The sequence below is a fragment of the Streptococcus sp. GMD6S genome (genome assembly GCF_000297015.1).
Genome location: NZ_AJRH01000004.1, coordinates 1 through 16,178 on the forward strand (window position 1 = coordinate 1; position 16,178 = coordinate 16,178).

The 16,178-nt window shown below is 40.4% G+C and carries 18 protein-coding genes; 1 reads left to right on the forward strand and 17 read right to left on the reverse strand.

The window, feature by feature from the left end; genetic code table 11:
- Positions 1–471: 471 nt before the first annotated feature.
- The 16 genes from GMD6S_RS00555 to eno form a co-directional block, all read right to left on the reverse strand.
- Positions 472–1,464 (reverse strand): alpha-ketoacid dehydrogenase subunit beta, encoded by a 993-nt coding sequence (locus tag GMD6S_RS00555; RefSeq protein WP_000448714.1) that lies wholly within the window; start codon positions 1,462–1,464, stop codon positions 472–474.
- 16 nt (positions 1,465–1,480) lie between these two features.
- On the reverse strand, positions 1,481–2,449 hold the full coding sequence (locus GMD6S_RS00560; protein WP_000105374.1) for a thiamine pyrophosphate-dependent dehydrogenase E1 component subunit alpha: 969 nt from the start codon (positions 2,447–2,449) through the stop codon (positions 1,481–1,483).
- A 178-nt stretch (positions 2,450–2,627) separates the two neighbouring features.
- Positions 2,628–3,968, reverse strand: coding sequence for an MATE family efflux transporter (locus GMD6S_RS00565; protein ID WP_000283626.1), 1,341 nt, complete (start codon positions 3,966–3,968; stop codon positions 2,628–2,630).
- 41 nt (positions 3,969–4,009) lie between these two features.
- Positions 4,010–5,278 (reverse strand): dihydroorotase, encoded by a 1,269-nt coding sequence (locus GMD6S_RS00570; protein WP_000924512.1) that lies wholly within the window; start codon positions 5,276–5,278, stop codon positions 4,010–4,012.
- Between the two features lie 12 nt (positions 5,279–5,290).
- The gene (locus tag GMD6S_RS00575; protein WP_001135765.1) at positions 5,291–5,755 is read right to left on the reverse strand and encodes an NUDIX hydrolase; all 465 of its coding nucleotides are present in this window, start codon (positions 5,753–5,755) and stop codon (positions 5,291–5,293) included.
- A gap of 9 nt (positions 5,756–5,764) precedes the next feature.
- A complete protein-coding gene (locus GMD6S_RS00580) occupies positions 5,765–6,418 on the reverse strand; it encodes a uracil-DNA glycosylase (protein WP_001164848.1) in 654 nt (217 codons plus the stop codon).
- An 11-nt stretch (positions 6,419–6,429) separates the two neighbouring features.
- Positions 6,430–7,185 (reverse strand): DUF4336 domain-containing protein, encoded by a 756-nt coding sequence (locus GMD6S_RS00585; RefSeq protein ID WP_000113582.1) that lies wholly within the window; start codon positions 7,183–7,185, stop codon positions 6,430–6,432.
- Positions 7,186–7,307: 122 nt separating this feature from the next.
- Entirely contained in the window at positions 7,308–7,601 is a 294-nt protein-coding gene (locus GMD6S_RS00590; protein ID WP_000448761.1) for a hypothetical protein, read from the reverse strand.
- 23 nt (positions 7,602–7,624) lie between these two features.
- The gene (locus GMD6S_RS00595) at positions 7,625–8,317 is read right to left on the reverse strand and encodes a YjjG family noncanonical pyrimidine nucleotidase (RefSeq protein WP_000120618.1); all 693 of its coding nucleotides are present in this window, start codon (positions 8,315–8,317) and stop codon (positions 7,625–7,627) included.
- 66 nt (positions 8,318–8,383) lie between these two features.
- On the reverse strand, positions 8,384–8,800 hold the full coding sequence (locus GMD6S_RS00600; protein ID WP_000110626.1) for an immunity 70 family protein: 417 nt from the start codon (positions 8,798–8,800) through the stop codon (positions 8,384–8,386).
- An 85-nt stretch (positions 8,801–8,885) separates the two neighbouring features.
- Entirely contained in the window at positions 8,886–9,389 is a 504-nt protein-coding gene (locus tag GMD6S_RS00605; RefSeq protein ID WP_000504319.1) for a hypothetical protein, read from the reverse strand.
- 284 nt (positions 9,390–9,673) lie between these two features.
- Positions 9,674–10,216, reverse strand: coding sequence for a ClbS/DfsB family four-helix bundle protein (locus GMD6S_RS00610; protein ID WP_001137896.1), 543 nt, complete (start codon positions 10,214–10,216; stop codon positions 9,674–9,676).
- A gap of 126 nt (positions 10,217–10,342) precedes the next feature.
- A complete protein-coding gene (locus GMD6S_RS00615; protein WP_001178529.1) occupies positions 10,343–11,257 on the reverse strand; it encodes a hypothetical protein in 915 nt (304 codons plus the stop codon).
- 183 nt (positions 11,258–11,440) lie between these two features.
- Positions 11,441–12,277 (reverse strand): AraC family transcriptional regulator, encoded by an 837-nt coding sequence (locus tag GMD6S_RS00620; RefSeq protein ID WP_000972225.1) that lies wholly within the window; start codon positions 12,275–12,277, stop codon positions 11,441–11,443.
- Positions 12,278–12,476: 199 nt separating this feature from the next.
- Entirely contained in the window at positions 12,477–12,971 is a 495-nt protein-coding gene (locus tag GMD6S_RS00625) for a YkgJ family cysteine cluster protein (RefSeq protein WP_000031484.1), read from the reverse strand.
- A 176-nt stretch (positions 12,972–13,147) separates the two neighbouring features.
- Positions 13,148–14,452 carry a surface-displayed alpha-enolase gene (gene eno, locus GMD6S_RS00630; protein WP_000022821.1) on the reverse strand — a complete coding sequence of 435 codons (1,305 nt, stop codon included), beginning with the start codon at positions 14,450–14,452 and terminating at the stop codon, positions 13,148–13,150.
- A 162-nt stretch (positions 14,453–14,614) separates the two neighbouring features.
- Here eno and GMD6S_RS00635 point away from each other — a divergent pair, with 162 nt between their 5' ends.
- Complete coding sequence (locus tag GMD6S_RS00635; RefSeq protein WP_000131082.1) at positions 14,615–15,061, forward strand: DUF1694 domain-containing protein; 447 nt, start codon at positions 14,615–14,617, stop codon at positions 15,059–15,061.
- Here the strand turns inward: GMD6S_RS00635 and GMD6S_RS00640 are convergent.
- Positions 15,058–16,173, reverse strand: a complete 1,116-nt coding sequence (locus GMD6S_RS00640) for a glycerate kinase (RefSeq protein WP_000706402.1) — start codon at positions 16,171–16,173, stop codon at positions 15,058–15,060. The two genes, GMD6S_RS00635 and GMD6S_RS00640, sit on opposite strands and share 4 nt — an antisense overlap.
- Positions 16,174–16,178 lie beyond the last annotated feature (5 nt).

A 16,178-nucleotide genomic window follows, 5' to 3' on the forward strand; every position in this document is an offset into this window, starting at 1 on the left:
GCTCTTAGCTTGTCATCAGCCATGACCTCTCCAATTCTAATTATGATACTAAGGGCGAAAAAGTCAAAGTGAAAATAGGAGATTGACGATGTGTTCGATGAACACAAGGAAATCTTTCTTTTTTTCGCAGACCTCCGTCCGAATTCAATTACATGATACTAAGGGCGTCAAAAAGCGACTGAAAAATAGGAAATCTACGCAGGCTTCGATGAAGTCAAGGAGATTTATCTTTTTTCCGAGCTTTTAGCCCGTGTTCAACTCTACAAGCAACTTGGATACAACACGTATCTCAAGTTGCTACGGTTGCCGCTATTAGGCGGTCAACCTTGTAGACTTACTAAGTCGTTCGTCGAATAACATCGATTCGACTCCCTCCTGTCGCAACTTTACAAACAACTTAGATACAAAACATATCTTAAGTTACTAAAGTTAAAAACAACAATTATTTTACATAACTTATCTTATGTAATTCTATTCTTTGTTATATGTTTTACGGATGGCATCTTTGATGCTTTCAACTGTTGGAATCATTGCATTTTCTAGATTTTGTGCGTAAGGCATTGGCACATCTTCTCCGGCGCAACGGCGGATTGGTGCGTCTAGATAATCAAATGCTTCTGATTCTGAAATAATAGCTGAAATCTCTCCGATATAGCCACTTGTTTTGTGAGCATCGTTGACAAGCACCACCTTACCAGTCTTCTTCACTGAGTTAATGATGATATCCTTATCAAGCGGAACGAGGGTACGTGGGTCTACAATTTCAACAGAAATTCCTTCTTCTGCTAATTCTTCAGCAGCTTGAACCACACGACGAAGCATTTTCCCGTAAGTAACAACTGTTACATCTGTTCCTTCGCGTTTGATTTCCCCAACCCCAAGTGGGATTGTATAGTCTGGATCAACTGGCACTTCCCCCTTTTGGTTAAATTCGGACTTGTATTCAAGAATGATAACTGGGTTGTTATCACGGATAGAAGACTTGAGCAGTCCTTTCATGTCAGCAGGCGTACCTGGAGCTACAACCTTGAGACCAGGGATGTGTGTAAACCAAGACTCTAGAGATTGCGAGTGCTGGGCCGCAGAACCAACTCCGTTACCAGCTGCACAACGTACAGTCATTGGAACCTGACCTTTACCACCAAACATATAACGTGTTTTAGCAGCTTGGTTGACGATATTGTCCATGGCAATGACTGAGAAATCCATAAAGGTCATATCAACGATTGGGCGAAGTCCTGTCATGGCTGCTCCTGCTGCTGCTCCAGAAATTGCTGCTTCAGAAATCGGACAGTCACGAACGCGTTCTGGACCAAATTCTTCGAGCATTCCAACAGAAGTACCGAAGTCTCCTCCGAAGACACCGACGTCTTCTCCCATCAAGAACACATTTTCATCGCGACGCATTTCCTCAGACATAGCAAGGATAATGGTGTCACGGAACGACATTGTTTTTGTTTCCATTTTTATCTCTTTCTCCTTAGTCTGCGTAAATATCTTCAAATGCTGATTCTAGTGGTGGGAATGGGCTTTCTTCCGCAAATTTAACAGAAGCTTCTACCGCTTCCTTGACTTGTGCTTGAATTTCTTCCAATTCTTCTACACTTGCAATATTGTTTTCGATGAGGTATTTGCGAAGATTTTCGATTGGGTCTTTTTGTTTCCACAATTCCACTTCTTCACGCGTACGATATTTACCAGGGTCAGATGATGAGTGACCAAGCCAGCGATAGGTTACACTTTCAATCAAGACTGGGCCATTGCCACCACGAACATGATCTACGGCTTTCTTAAATCCTTCATAAACGTCGATGACATTGTTTCCATCTTCGATAAACATTCCAGGAATTCCATATGCCGCACTACGTTGATGGATATGCTCCACATTGGTCATTTTCTTGATATCCGCAGAAATCCCATAACCGTTGTTAATGCAGTAGAAAATAACAGGAAGTTTCCAAATAGAAGCCATGTTCACTGCTTCGTGGAAAACACCTTCGTTGGTCGCACCATCTCCAAAGAAGCAGACAACGATTTTACCAGTATGTTGCATTTGCTGACTGAGGGCTGCACCAACAGCGATTCCCATACCACCACCAACGATACCATTTGCACCAAGGTTCCCAGCACCCAGGTCAGCGATATGCATAGAACCACCTTTTCCTTTACAGGTTCCAGTGTATTTCCCGAGGATTTCAGCCATCATTCCATTGAGGTCAATCCCTTTGGCAATAGCCTGTCCATGTCCACGGTGATTTGAGGTAATCAGATCATCTGGATTAAGAGCCAGCATCGCTCCGACGTTAGCAGCTTCCTCTCCGACAGAAAAGTGAGTCATACCAGGAACTTTCCCCTTTTTCACTAACTGAGCAATTTTTAAGTCCATGCGACGGATTTCTTCCATCTTACGGAACATCTCTAGCAAAAGATTCTTATCTAAAGTTGACATAATCTTGCCTTTCTAACTTTGTACTTACCTTACTATTTTACCTTTTTTAGTATACACTGTCAAAGTATATGGCTAATAAAATTTCACAATATAAAAAAATAAATCCCTGTTAAAACAGGGATTCTCTCTAGTTAGAGCATTTTTTCACAAAGTTGTTTTTCAGGATAATTTCTTAAAATTAGCTCAATCTTTTCATTACGGTTTTCAAACGCCATTGATACAAACAACCAGAAACAATCAAGCTGGCAATTAACCCAATCCAGTAGGCAAATGCCCCTAAGTCAGTTACTTGATCTAGTAGATATCCTAGTGGTATCGCTACTCCCCAATATCCGATTAAGCCAAGATAGAAAGGAACGATAGTGTCCTTATACCCTCTTAAAATTCCTTGGAGCGGAGCCGCAAAGGTATCAGCTAACTGGAAAAAGAGACTGTATGTCAGGAAAACAGCCGTGGTTTCAATGAACTGAGGGTCATTTCCGTATAGACTTGCTACACGATCTCTAAAAATGTAGAGAAAGGACAGGGTAAGACCTGCAAAAATAAGGGCGGTTACTCTCCCTAGACGAGCATAGATTTTTGCATCCTCAAAACGTTTAGCCCCCACCTCGTAAGACACAACAATCGCCATAGCAGAGGAAATACTCATGGGAAAAGCGTACATGAGACTCGAAAAATTCATAGCTGACTGGTGACTGGCAATGATGAGCGATGAAAACTTAGCCATGATTAGTCCAACCACGGAGAAAATGGCTACTTCAGCAAATACGGTTCCCCCGATTGGTAGACCTAATCGAACACCTTCCTTGATTTTATCTATATTTAGTGGAATGCGTTTTTCAAGATGTAACGCTTTTAACCTTTCTTGTTTGAATAAAACAAGAATAGAAATCCCCAATAAAACCCAATAGGCTAGTGAAGTTCCTAGTCCTGCTCCTGCGCCACCAAGCTCAGGGAAACCGAAAGCTCCATATATCAAGAGATAGTTAAAACCACTATTGAGCGGAAGTAATAGGAGCATGAGGTACATAGATAGCTTGGTCAATCCAAGAGAATCCAACAAAGAGCGAATGACACTGAACAGCAACAAGGGAATAATTCCAATAGACAGGTACCAAAGATAGGAAACTGCAACTGCCGCCACTTGAGCTTCTAGTCCGATGTTGGTTAAGACAGGTGGCGCTAAGAATACTACCATTCCAAGCAAGACCAAAGACAGTCCGAAAGCCAAGTAGATAAATTGGTAAAAATCAGATGCTACTTCTTCCTTTTTGCCCCGTCCCAGATGATGGCCTATGATGGGAACCATGGCCGAAACAATCCCTGTTAAAAAAGTAAAGAAAGGATTCCATAGACTCGTTGCGGTTGACACCCCCGCCAAGTCCATGGTATTGTACTGCCCAGTCATGGTTGTATCAACAAAAGAGGCAGAATAATTGGCAAATTGATAGATCAGAATAGGGAAAAATATCTTAAGAAATAAGACAAACTTGTCTTTAAATTGATGGGTTGGATACATATACGCTCTCTATTCTTATAGTTTCTAGAGCAGAATCCCATCTAGTTTTGGTAGACAATTTGTCCCTTGCAGATGGTATATTTAACCTGCCCTTTTAAAGTTTCACCGATAAATGGGGAATTAGCTGCTTTTGACGCAAAATGGGAGTCCACAAGGCGGTCAGCCTTAGCGTCAAAGATAGTGATATCCGCTGGACCATTCTCAGCCAAGTAACCTGCTTCAAAGTTGTAAAGCTTGGCTGGATTGACAGTCATTTTTTCTAGCAATTCCATCAAGCTCAACTCACCAGCTTCCACCAAATAAGTCAAACCAAGAGAAAGAGAGGTTTCCAAACCTGTCATACCAGATGGTGCTTTGGTGATATCTTCAACATTTTTCTCATCTGCATGGTGAGGCGCGTGGTCCGTTGCGATAACTGTGATAACACCTGACTTGAGACCTTCGATAACGGCACGACGGTCTGACTCCAAACGAAGTGGAGGATTCATTTTGGCATTGCTTCCTTGAGTTAAAAGAAGAGCTTCTGTCTTAGAGAAATGCTGTGGCGCTACTTCTGCTGTGACCTGCGCACCTAGTCCTTGAGCAAACTCCACCACCTTGACACTTTCTTCCTTAGACAAATGCTGAATGTGAACATGGGCCTTGGTTGCATAGGCAATCATAACATCGCGCGCAATCATAGCGTACTCAGCCACTCCTGTCGCTCCACAGATATGGAAATGTTCTTTAGCGATGTTTTCGTTAAAGCCAAGAATTCCATTCAAACCTGGATCTTCCTCATGAAGGCAGATAAAGGTATTGAGTTTTTTGGCTTCTACCATTGCTTCCTTAACCACTTTACTACTTTCAAGCGGAATTCCATCATCTGAAAAACCAACGGCTCCAGCTTCTAAAAGAGCCTTAAAGTCTGTCAAGTCTTGGCCATTAAAGTTCTTGGTAATAGTCGCAACTGTCTTGACGTTAATCTTTTCCTTGGCAGCAGACTGGAGAACTTCTTTCAAAGTCTCTACGTCCGAAATGGTTGGACTAGTATTAGCCATCATGACAACGGTTGTAAAGCCACCTGAAGCGGCTGCTAGGGCCCCAGTATGAATGTCTTCTTTATGAGTTTGACCAGGTTCACGGAAATGAACATGGATATCGACTAGTCCAGGCGCAACAACAAGGCCCGTAGCATCAATTAGCTCTGCTCCTTCTTCCTTGATTTCGGCAGCTATTTTGACAATTTTCCCATCTTGCACTAAAACATCACACACTTGATCCAAACCAGACTTGGGATCCATTACACGACCATTTTTGATTAGTAGCATCTGCTTTCTCCTTTATTCATAGAAATCAACTTGGGTATCCAACAATTTATCCCCATCATAAACAAACTTTGCTGAAAAGAAAGGTTTATCTTCTAAAAGCCACTCAACAAAGGTGTGATCACCCTCCCAAGTTGGCTTGCTTAAGACTTCATCATAGGGAACCCATTCTAAGGTCCCCTCATTGCAGTCAATCAAGTCACCCTCGAACTCTGTCACCTTAAAAACAAAGGTGTACCAGTCTAAATCTGGCGTAAATTCAGGAAAAGTGATAACACCTTTAAGTACTGGCTTGGCTTTGAGCCCTGTTTCTTCGAGGATTTCACGCGCTGCACATTCCTGTGGAGTCTCACCTCGCTCTAGCTTTCCACCCACACCAATCCATTTGCCTTCATGGACATCGTTGGGCTTCTTATTGCGATGGAGCATGAGCAGTTCTTTTCCGTTATCAATGTAGCAAATCGTCGCTAACTGAGGCATATTATCTCCTTATCTAAGCCAATCGATTGGCTCTTGTCCTGTCTCTATTAAGAATGCATTGGCCTTGGAAAAAGGCTTGGAACCCCAAAATCCTCTGTAAACTGATAAAGGACTAGGATGGGCTGATTCGATAATCAAGTGGTGAGGATTGGTAACCAAGGCCTTCTTCTTGCGTGCATAAGCACCCCAGAGTACAAAGACTACAGGTCTGTCTAGATTATTGACAACCCGAATCACGGCATCAGTAAAAGGCTCCCATATCTGCCCAGCATGACCATTTGCCTGACCAGCAGGGACCGTCAAGCAAGCATTAAGAAGTAAGACTCCTTGCTTAGCCCAAGACGTCAAATCATGAGATTTCTTAACCCCGATATCATCTGACAATTCTTTCAAGATATTTTGCAAGGACGGTGGCGCTGGAATAGCATCGGGTACAGAAAAACTCAAGCCCTGCGCCTGACCTGGCCCGTGATAGGGGTCTTGCCCTAGAATCACCACCTTCACTTCTTCAAGTGGTGTAGTCAAGAGAGCCTGAAAAACTTTTTCCTTAGGTGGATAGACAATTCCCTGAGCATAGACCTGTTCCATAAATTGATTGATTTTCCCAAAATAACCTTCAGGTAATTGCTCCTTAATCAAAGCATGCCAAGACGAATGTTGCATCTTTCTCTCCTTTATCGTATCCATCTAAAAGCACGTCTTAATTCATCCGTACCATTTTTAAAAAAGCATAAACCATGTGCAAGAATGATCTTATCCGGTTTCCAGTTTAACATACGGGAAAAGGAAACCTTTGCCTCTATTTGTCTTCTAAAAAAAGTCATCCTATAATCGATAGGAGTTTGCCCATCAGGGACTGTTACACGGGCTAAACGATAAATTTTTCTTCGGATTGGACTAGCTATCTTTTCTGGTTCAAAATTCTCTATAAGGTCCGTTACAATGAGTGTTTTAGTCGATTTATGAAAAAACACGACCTCTTCGATGACAGAACTTCCCTTAAAAATAAGTTGATCAATCTCATCAGACCATAAGTCAGGTGCCTTATCAGTTAAAGGAGCATCAAATTCCACCATGACATTCTGACTTTTTGCTCTCTCTTCAACTCCTGGACTAGACCATGCTTGTGCATAAGGATATCTTTTTTTCCAATCTGCAATATAGGCGTAGTGAATCTTATTGGGTGAAATTAGGTAAGCAACTTTGCCCAAAGCGTCCAGTTCAGTAAAGAGCTCCTCATTTGGCGCAATAGGAGAATGAATCCAGAGTTTTCCATCGTTTAACTTTATCACTGTCATACGTGTCTGAAAAGGTAGTTTGAAGACCTTCATATCCATTTGTATCAAGTCACCATCTGCTATCCAGATATTTTGATCAACTTCCTTTAGTGTATACAATGGTTCATAAAGAGAAAGTTCTGGTCTTGCCATCGTTTACTATTCCTTCGTTTTTACTGCTTCTATTATAGCAAAAAGTGGCTATCTAAACCACTTTTTACAGTTCTTATATATACTGTTATTGACCCTATTATTTGACATTACTATTCACAGTATCAATCAGCCATTAAAAACTTTTCGATTGTATCAATAGAATAGGAAAGTTGATTATTTACAGACATCATCCGTTCAAGATTAGCGTCCATATAGTAGAGTTCAGATAAACCACCCCTAGGGAGAAAGAGTGAATAGTGGATATTCATCTTCTCTCGAGTACTTAACTCTATATGATTGCTTATGATATACTTTAACTCTTTTAACGAATTTACTTGAGCAACCACACCTTTTAACTGATACTGCTCTATGAGATTTAGTAAGTTGTCAATCTCTTCAATGACTTTAGTTTCCATATCATCCCCTCTTAGAAAAAGTACTACATAGTATCCAAACAATCCAGTATATCTTGGTAAGAATGAACTTCATAAGTCGGCTGGGCTTGCGTCTTGTTTTTCAGATGATGGGGATTGTACCAGATAGTATCAATACCAGCATTATTGCCACCTTGAATGTCGGCGGTTAGAGAATCTCCAATCATAAGGGCCTTTTCTTTATAAAATCCAGTAATCTGTTGACCAATTTTTTCATAGAATAGTGCATCAGGTTTTTGCGTTTGCAACTGCTCGGAGATAAAGACTTGGTTGAAATAGGGAGCCAGACCTGATTGAGCCAAACGACCTGTCTGAATAGCAGTAATGCCATTTGTCGCAGCGTACAGCTCATAATCACGCTCAATGAGACAGTCCAAAAGTTCATGAGCTCCCGAAAGGATTTGTCCTTGCTGGGCTAGAAAAAACTGGTAACGCTGAGCAAGTAACCTACCGTCTTTCTCCAGTCCAAAATGAGCAAACAAACGTAAAAAGCGCGTGTTAACCAGTTCTTGTTTACTGATTTTCTTTTGTTCCAAGTCCTTCCAGAGAGCCTTGTTCATAGGAACATAATAGTCTTTATAGGCTTGAATGTCTGCAACTCCTTCTTCTTTTAAAAGTTGCGTCAGTGCCACATCCTCAGCAGCATCAAAATCAAGCAAGGTGTGATCGAGATCGAAAAGTAGAAATTTGTAGGACATTGAGTTTCCTTTCTGAAAATTCATTAAGAACATTATAGCATAAATGAACCTTTGATTTATTGAGTTTCAAATACTTTTTACACTCACATTTTGACCGTGCTCAAGTGCAAATCTAAAACTAGTCAGCAAAACTTCTATTAAATCTTTTCCGGAACTCGTTATGAAATAATGTGATAAATTTGTTATATGCTCTGCGATATTATTTCCCCAAGGAGGAGTGAGTGACAAATCTTCAAAATCCCATATAACATCCTGAGGGAGAAATTTTTTCAACTCCTCTTGGATAGATACCAACTCAGCTATTCCTCTTTCAACAGATTCAAAAGGAACATCTCCCCAGTAAAGCTTATTCATTATTACTGGGTATCTACTTCCCCACTCATTATTCTCTAAGCGAACATAAATAGTCGAAAAGAATGAATTAAAAAGACTCCCTTCTCCTATAGTCCACCAATTATAACCAACCATTAACCCTACAGACATAGATATTCTCCTACTCATTTTTAATATTATTTAACGTCAACTAAAGTTTTATATTGATAGTATCTAAAACATACATTCATTCCCCCTACCCCAACTCCTTGGCTATTCTGCTTTTTTCAAGTTTTCCCTTGGTAATTCGTTTCCATAAAACAAGAGGGTTCAAACTATAAGATAGGCGTAGGAGGAAATAATTAACCCATTCGATAAGGGCAAAAAGCTGTATCAACGTGGCTAAGATAGTCACTAGGACACTCTGTGCATTCCAGACAATAAAAGGAAAGCCTGAAATAAGTAAAACGAGGTCTAGTATTCTGAGCACACCATATAGTTTAGGGACATTTTCACTTCCGAACTGAGGTTTCGAGAGTCTTCTAATCAAAATCGCCCAATAGATTGAACCTTGAAGCAAAATAAATGTCAGTAAAGACAACGGATGAAGAATAGAGATCAAACCATTCCAATCACCAAGCCTATTTTTCAAAAGGAAAAAACAAAACCAAATAGATAGGACGGCTGTGAACTCTCCCAAACAGAGGGACATCAACTCTTTTCTAACTTTCTCTTTTTGTATGTTCATCATCTCACCCATCTATCTATCATCCTATATCAGAAAAAAGCCATTCGATCCATTTTCTAGTCAACATTTCTCAGAATCAAGTCATTCTAAGTATCGAACAGTATAATCACTTTAATATAAATTCAATTCTAAGTTTAGAATTGCATTTGTATATATTTTTTAGATCTATTCTAAGTCTATGACAGCTTTAAATTTTAATTTTTGAAGGATTCTAAAGCTAGAAGAGCTCAAAAATCACGAGAACTAAGCTATTCGAAGCTTAGAAGAAGATTTTCCAACCTTCATAAACTCTTCAATTAACGTTTCTTACAATTTTTCTGATGAGCTTTGAGTTTTTTCAGAGCCCAGTCATAGTGACTGGAGGTGCTACTGACAAAGTAGGAACCTAGACTTGTCCCACCCGTCCATTTATAGGTACCTTTTGTGAACAATTCGTCATTGCTGAAGCCTTCCATTAACTCTAAAACCTTTTTATGCGATTGATTGAGGAGTTTGGTCGCTTCTTCTACGGACGTTTTCTGATGCTTCTTCCAAATAGCGACATTCATTTCCCCATAAGTTTTCCAATTATAAGGTTCAGGGAGAAAAGTTCTTTCTTGACCTTTTTGATTAGAATGTACCCAAGTTAAAAGTAATTGCTGCCATTCATATAGATGGATCAAAACATCCCGTAGATTTTTATCTCTATTCCAGTGAGCTTCTTTTTTCTTTTTGTCTTTTGAAAAATCAAAAGGAATCCGTAGCTCCTCTTCACTTAATTTAGATATAAGGTGATTGAGCTTTTCATAGTTTTCCTTAGAGGCTAACACTAGCTCCTCTTTCGTTTTTGGTCTAGGCATGGGAGTTCTCCCTTCATCTTCAACTAGAATAAGCTATTTTCTTACTTCATTATACCATAATCAAAAAGCAGTTCTTCATTTTACGAAAAGCTGCTTTTACTAACTATTTTTTTATGCTTATAGTCACTACTTTACATATAAATCTCTAAAACGACCATCCACTTCAGCTATCTGATAGAGCAAGTGGGCTAATTCTTGGTAATCTTCTTTTAAACACGAAAGGTGAGCTTGACCAAATAAAGAAGCCAATTCCTCTTTTAATCTTGCCCCTTCGGGATCATGGTCTTTTAAGAATTTACTGAGATAGAGATTTCGAACAGCAGCAAGTTTAAAGCTGAAATACTGATGCAATTGCTTTTGCTCCGTATTTAAGCCGTTTTCAGCAACTGCTTTTGCATAACATTCCAAGACATTACTTTGTCCATCCAGATATCTGGATCTCATAATCCTCGCCGTTTCTTGATAGATTTGAGTTTGACTAGGACTCTTGACCTTCTTAAAATTTCCCCACATGGAGTATGCTCCACGCTTATAGTCAATAGCTTCTGCCTTCCAAGCTTCTAAAATGTCATTAAAAGCAACCTTCATACAGGCAAAACCAGCTGGATCATGCAAATAGAGATACTGACCATCAACAGCATACACTATTACAAAGTGATCTACACCATAAAGCATTGTGTGATTTGGATTGTAAGTCAAGTGGCCCATATCAAGAGGACCCAGTACGACTGGTCCATTGGACAGAAACGTTTCCAACTTTCCTTTAATCTCTTCCAAATCTACTTCTGTTCCATTTTTTAGATAGAAATCCTCATAGTCAAAACATAGTATTTTTAAGGAATGTGAGATGGAAAGGTCTGGCATTCCATTATCAAAGAATACTAGAGGGTGCTGCTCATCTTCCTTTACGATACTAGCGCCATTTCCCATCACCATAATTGCCTCTAAAAACTCTGCTTTAAAGTCATAGCCATAGCCATCCAGTGCCATTATCAATGAATAGCTATAGCAAAGTGATACATCTCCAAAATACATCTGCATATTCCTGCCTCCTTATCTTCTATGGGACTATTATACCGAGAAAACTATTCGCATTCCCCATAAAATCCAAACAAAAAATATGGTCTGTTTGTTTACAGACATGAATGTCAACAATTAAAAACTCTGTAAAAGATATCTTCTACAGAGTTCGATTTGCATCTTTATAAAAAGTCAGAAAATGTTCTAGTTCTTAATCACTGGTATCCATAGTTCCATTTGATAGTCTGGTGACGACATGTCACCTTCGGTATAGACTTCGAAGTCTGGTGAGCCTGAGTGGCGATAGCCAGTTTCTGGGAAAAAGACCTCCAAGACATATTTCCAAGCATTGTGAATGCTAGCAGGTATAGGGCCTTTGACTGGTACGATAGCATATTCAGCAGCTGGGACATCTTTGATGGACAGACCTAGTTCTTCTGCTTTAGTTTTATCCGTCACATCATAAGCAGCCATATAGTTGATGATTTCGCCTTCTTTGACATCCGAGCAGACGCCAAAGGATTGGCCACTCCCTAGACTCTCTAGGCTTTCCAAGCTGTGATTGTTATAGAGATTCTCCCAAGCAGACGGGCATTTGCTATTGTCAATAGCCTCCAATAGGACGCCTGCCACGGTAAAAGCAGGCTTCTTTTGAATCTTGATATCCATGTTCTTTCCTCCTGTGATTTTTAAGGATAATTGAAGTCTAGGAAAGATCCGATAAGGTTTTCCATTTCGAACTTCTGAGGGTGTTGCCCCATGGAATTTCTTAAAGGCTGCGCTGAAGGCATCCGCAGACTCATAGCCGTATTTCATCGCTATGTCAATGACTTTCTCAGAGCCTTCCCGCAAGTCCGTCACAGCTTCTGACAGCCTGCGATTGCGCAAGTATTCTGCTAAAGTCATATCTGCTAGGATGGAAAAAAGCCTGCTAAAGAGAGCATAAGAATAGCCTGATAGCTGCTGGAATTTCTGCAAATCCACTTCTGCGTCCAACTTACTTTCCAGATATTCCATGGTTCGATTGAATTGATGCATCATATTCTTTTTCACCTCACAAAAGATACTAAGACCGTTAAAAGCAAAGTGAAAATTGGAAAATTGACGGAGGGGCTCCTGCTCCGAAAAAATTTCATCTTTTTCACACAGCTTTTAGGCCGTGTTCAATTCTAACTATAGTCTAACAGATATAAGATACTTCCGCCCCAGAATTTTTGTACAAGATTTAAAGGTGTAAAATCTATAACTTATCTTTTAATTTCTCAACAAAGAGATAGGCTGCTGGGCAGGTCAAGGTATTCTTAATCGTCAAATGGTTGATTTGATGGATCTTTTTCCGATCTGTATGGGGGAATTCACGACAGGCCTTGGGACGAACGTCGTAGATTGAGCAGAGATTATCTCCTCCTAGAAAGGGGCAAGGCATGGATTTGAAAACTTTATCACCATCTTCATCCACCTGAAGGAATTCCGCTTCAAAAGCCGGTAATTTCATCTTAAAGTACTTAGCGATACGGGTGATATCTGCTTCTTTAAAGTCGGGCCCCAAAGTCTTGCAACAGTTAGCGCAGGCAGTGCAATCAATCTCAGAAAAAACTTCTTGGTGAATTTGCTGGGCTATCTTATCTAAGTTTTTAGGAGGTTTTTTCTTTAGATTGGCTAAGACTTTTCGGTGCTCTTTTTGCTTTTGCAAGGCTAGTTGGTGATAGTACTCAATATCAATTTCTTTAGACATAATTTCTTTCTAATACAAGTGTTTTTGTCTATTATACCATAATCTCAGCCCCCTTTTTGCCCCCTGAACAGAAAAAAAGCCCTTCGGAAAAAATCCGAGGGGCTAAAAACGTTGTTAAATCAACGGCCGAACTTTTGAATTTCAAGGTTCGGGATAAAATAGTTCACTGAACTATTTTATTTTTTCAAGTTGTAGAATGATTTCAATCCACGGTATTCAGCTACTTCACCAAGTTGGTCTTCGATACGAAGCAATTGGTTGTATTTAGCAATACGGTCTGTACGTGAAAGTGAACCAGTCTTGATTTGTCCTGCGTTAGTTGCAACTGCGATGTCAGCGATTGTTGAATCTTCAGTTTCACCTGAACGGTGTGATACAACGGCAGTGTAACCAGCTTCTTTCGCCATTTCGATAGCGTCGAATGTTTCAGTAAGAGTACCGATTTGGTTAACTTTGATAAGGATTGAGTTAGCAGCACCTTCTGCAATACCTTTTTCAAGGTAAGAAGTGTTTGTTACGAAGAAGTCGTCACCAACCAATTGAACTTTACCACCAAGACGTTCAGTAAGAGCTTTCCAACCGTCCCAGTCGTTTTCGTCCATACCATCTTCGATAGTAATGATTGGGTATTTGTTTACCAATTCTTCAAGGTAGTCGATTTGTTCTGCAGCAGTACGTACAGCAGCTCCTTCACCTTCGAATTTAGTGTAGTCGTAAACTTTACGTTCTTTATCGTAGAATTCTGATGAAGCACAGTCAAATCCGATAAATACGTCTTTACCAGGAACATATCCAGCAGCTTCGATCGCAGCAAGGATAGTTTCAACACCGTCTTCAGTTCCTTCGAAACGAGGAGCGAATCCACCTTCGTCACCTACGGCTGTTTCCAAACCACGAGATTTAAGGATTTTCTTAAGAGCGTGGAAGATTTCAGCACCCCAACGAAGAGCTTCTTTGAATGATGGTGCACCAGCAGGTACAATCATGAATTCTTGGAAAGCGATTGGAGCGTCAGAGTGAGAACCACCGTTGATGATGTTCATCATTGGAGTTGGAAGAACTTTAGTGTTGAATCCACCAAGGTAGCTGTAAAGTGGGATTTCAAGGTAGTCAGCAGCAGCACGAGCTACAGCGATAGACACACCAAGAATTGCGTTTGCACCCAATTTACCTTTGTTAGGAGTACCGTCAAGTGCGATCATAGCACGGTCGATAGCTTGTTGGTCACGTACATCGTAGCCGATGATTGCTTCAGCAATGATGTTGTTTACGTTGTCAACAGCTTTTTGTGTACCAAGACCACCGTAACGAGATTTGTCACCGTCGCGAAGTTCAACTGCTTCGTGTTCACCAGTAGAAGCTCCTGATGGAACCATACCACGTCCGAAAGCACCTGATTCAGTATAAACTTCTACTTCAAGTGTTGGGTTACCGCGTGAGTCTAGGACTTCGCGAGCGTAAACATCAGTAATAATTGACATTTTTTACTCTCCTTTGAGTTAAATTTTTTACACCTCTATGATACCTTAAAAATAAGCGTTTTTCAAGAAAAAACGTTATCTTTGTGCAAATTTTCCTTAACTTTATAAAGTAATCGCTTTCTTTTGTCTGTTTTCTTGCGATTTTTGTGATATACTGTTTTTATGACAGATTTATCAAAACAACTACTAGAAAAAGCTCATGGTGGGCCGAAAATAAACCCTGACGAACAGCGCCGCTATCTCGGCACTTTCGAGGAAAGAGTTCTTGGCTACGCGGATATCAGTACTGCCAATAGTTCTGAATTAGAACATGGATTTTTCTCTATTTTAGAGGGTTTTCAAGAAAAGGTAGAGGAACTTTTTGTGAAAATCTCACCAAATATCGAGTTTGACAAACAGGTCTTTTACTTAAAACAAGCAAAAGAAAGTAACTGTCAGGCGACTATTGTTTCAGACGATCATATCACCTCTCCTTTTGGTCTTGTCATTCACACAAACGAACCTGTTCAAGTAGACGAAAAGGACCTTAGACTTGCATTCTCAAGCCTCTGGGAAGAGAAAAAGGCAGAGCCACCTAAAAAATCCATCTGGAAAAAATGGTTTGGTTAATGATTTCTCATATTTAATAAACGACCAATATTAGTAGCTGTGTGCTCCAAATAGAGACTTGCGTTTTTCAGACTCTCTTCCAAAGTTTCACTTTTCTCTAAAATGGAAAAGGCTGCTTGTATATTTTCGAATGGTAGGGGAGGCAAATCGTCAGCATGACTACCACAAATAGCAATAACAGGAACTCCGCTAGGGGTTCTTTTTGCTACACCGATAGGAGCTTTTCCAACAAAGCTTTGACTGTCCAGTCTACCTTCTCCAACGATAACCAAGTCGGCCCCTGCAACTTTCTTGTCAAAGTCAATCAAATCTAAGCAAGTGTCAATCCCAGATACGATAGTGGCCTCAGCAAAGGCACAGAGCCCAGCCGCAATCCCACCACCAGCTCCCGCTCCTTTAAGAGATAAGGTTGATGGCGAAAGTTTTTCATAGAACCGCTGTATAGCCAGATCTACTATCTCAAACAAAGCAGGATCCAAGCCCTTTTGTTTTCCAAATGTATAGGTTGCCCCTTGATGATCACATAGAGGGCTCACGACATCTGCTAAAATGCGGATTTTCACATCTTCAGGAATCCTATATAACTCGCTGTCTGAAACTGACTCGAACTCAAGCAAAGTCTGACCACAAGCTGGCAATTCCTTTCCATTCTTATCATAAAAACGATAACCCAAAGCAGCGGCAATGCCTATCCCACCGTCATTACTTGCCGTACCACCTACACCGATATAGATTTCTTTCATCCCTTGATCAACGAGATGGCGAATCAACTCTCCGATACCTCTGGTTTGGATGTGAAGAGGGTTTCGTTTCTCCTGCGGAATCTTTCCTAAACCAACCAAGTCAGCAACTTCAAAGAGCGCTATTTGGCCTTTTTGAAAATAGCGCATTGATTCTTTTAGGCCAAAAGGTCCTGTCACTTGGAACCATTTTTCTTCTAGTTCAAGAGAATGTCGAATAGCATCTACAGTTCCTTCCCCACCATCACCTACAGGGCAAAGCAGACATTCTACATCTGCTATCGATTTTTGGAAGCCCCTTTTTATAGCTTGAGCGACCTCTTCTGCCGTCAAACTCTCTTTAAAAGAATCGGGTGCAATTACAATTTTCATAGTTC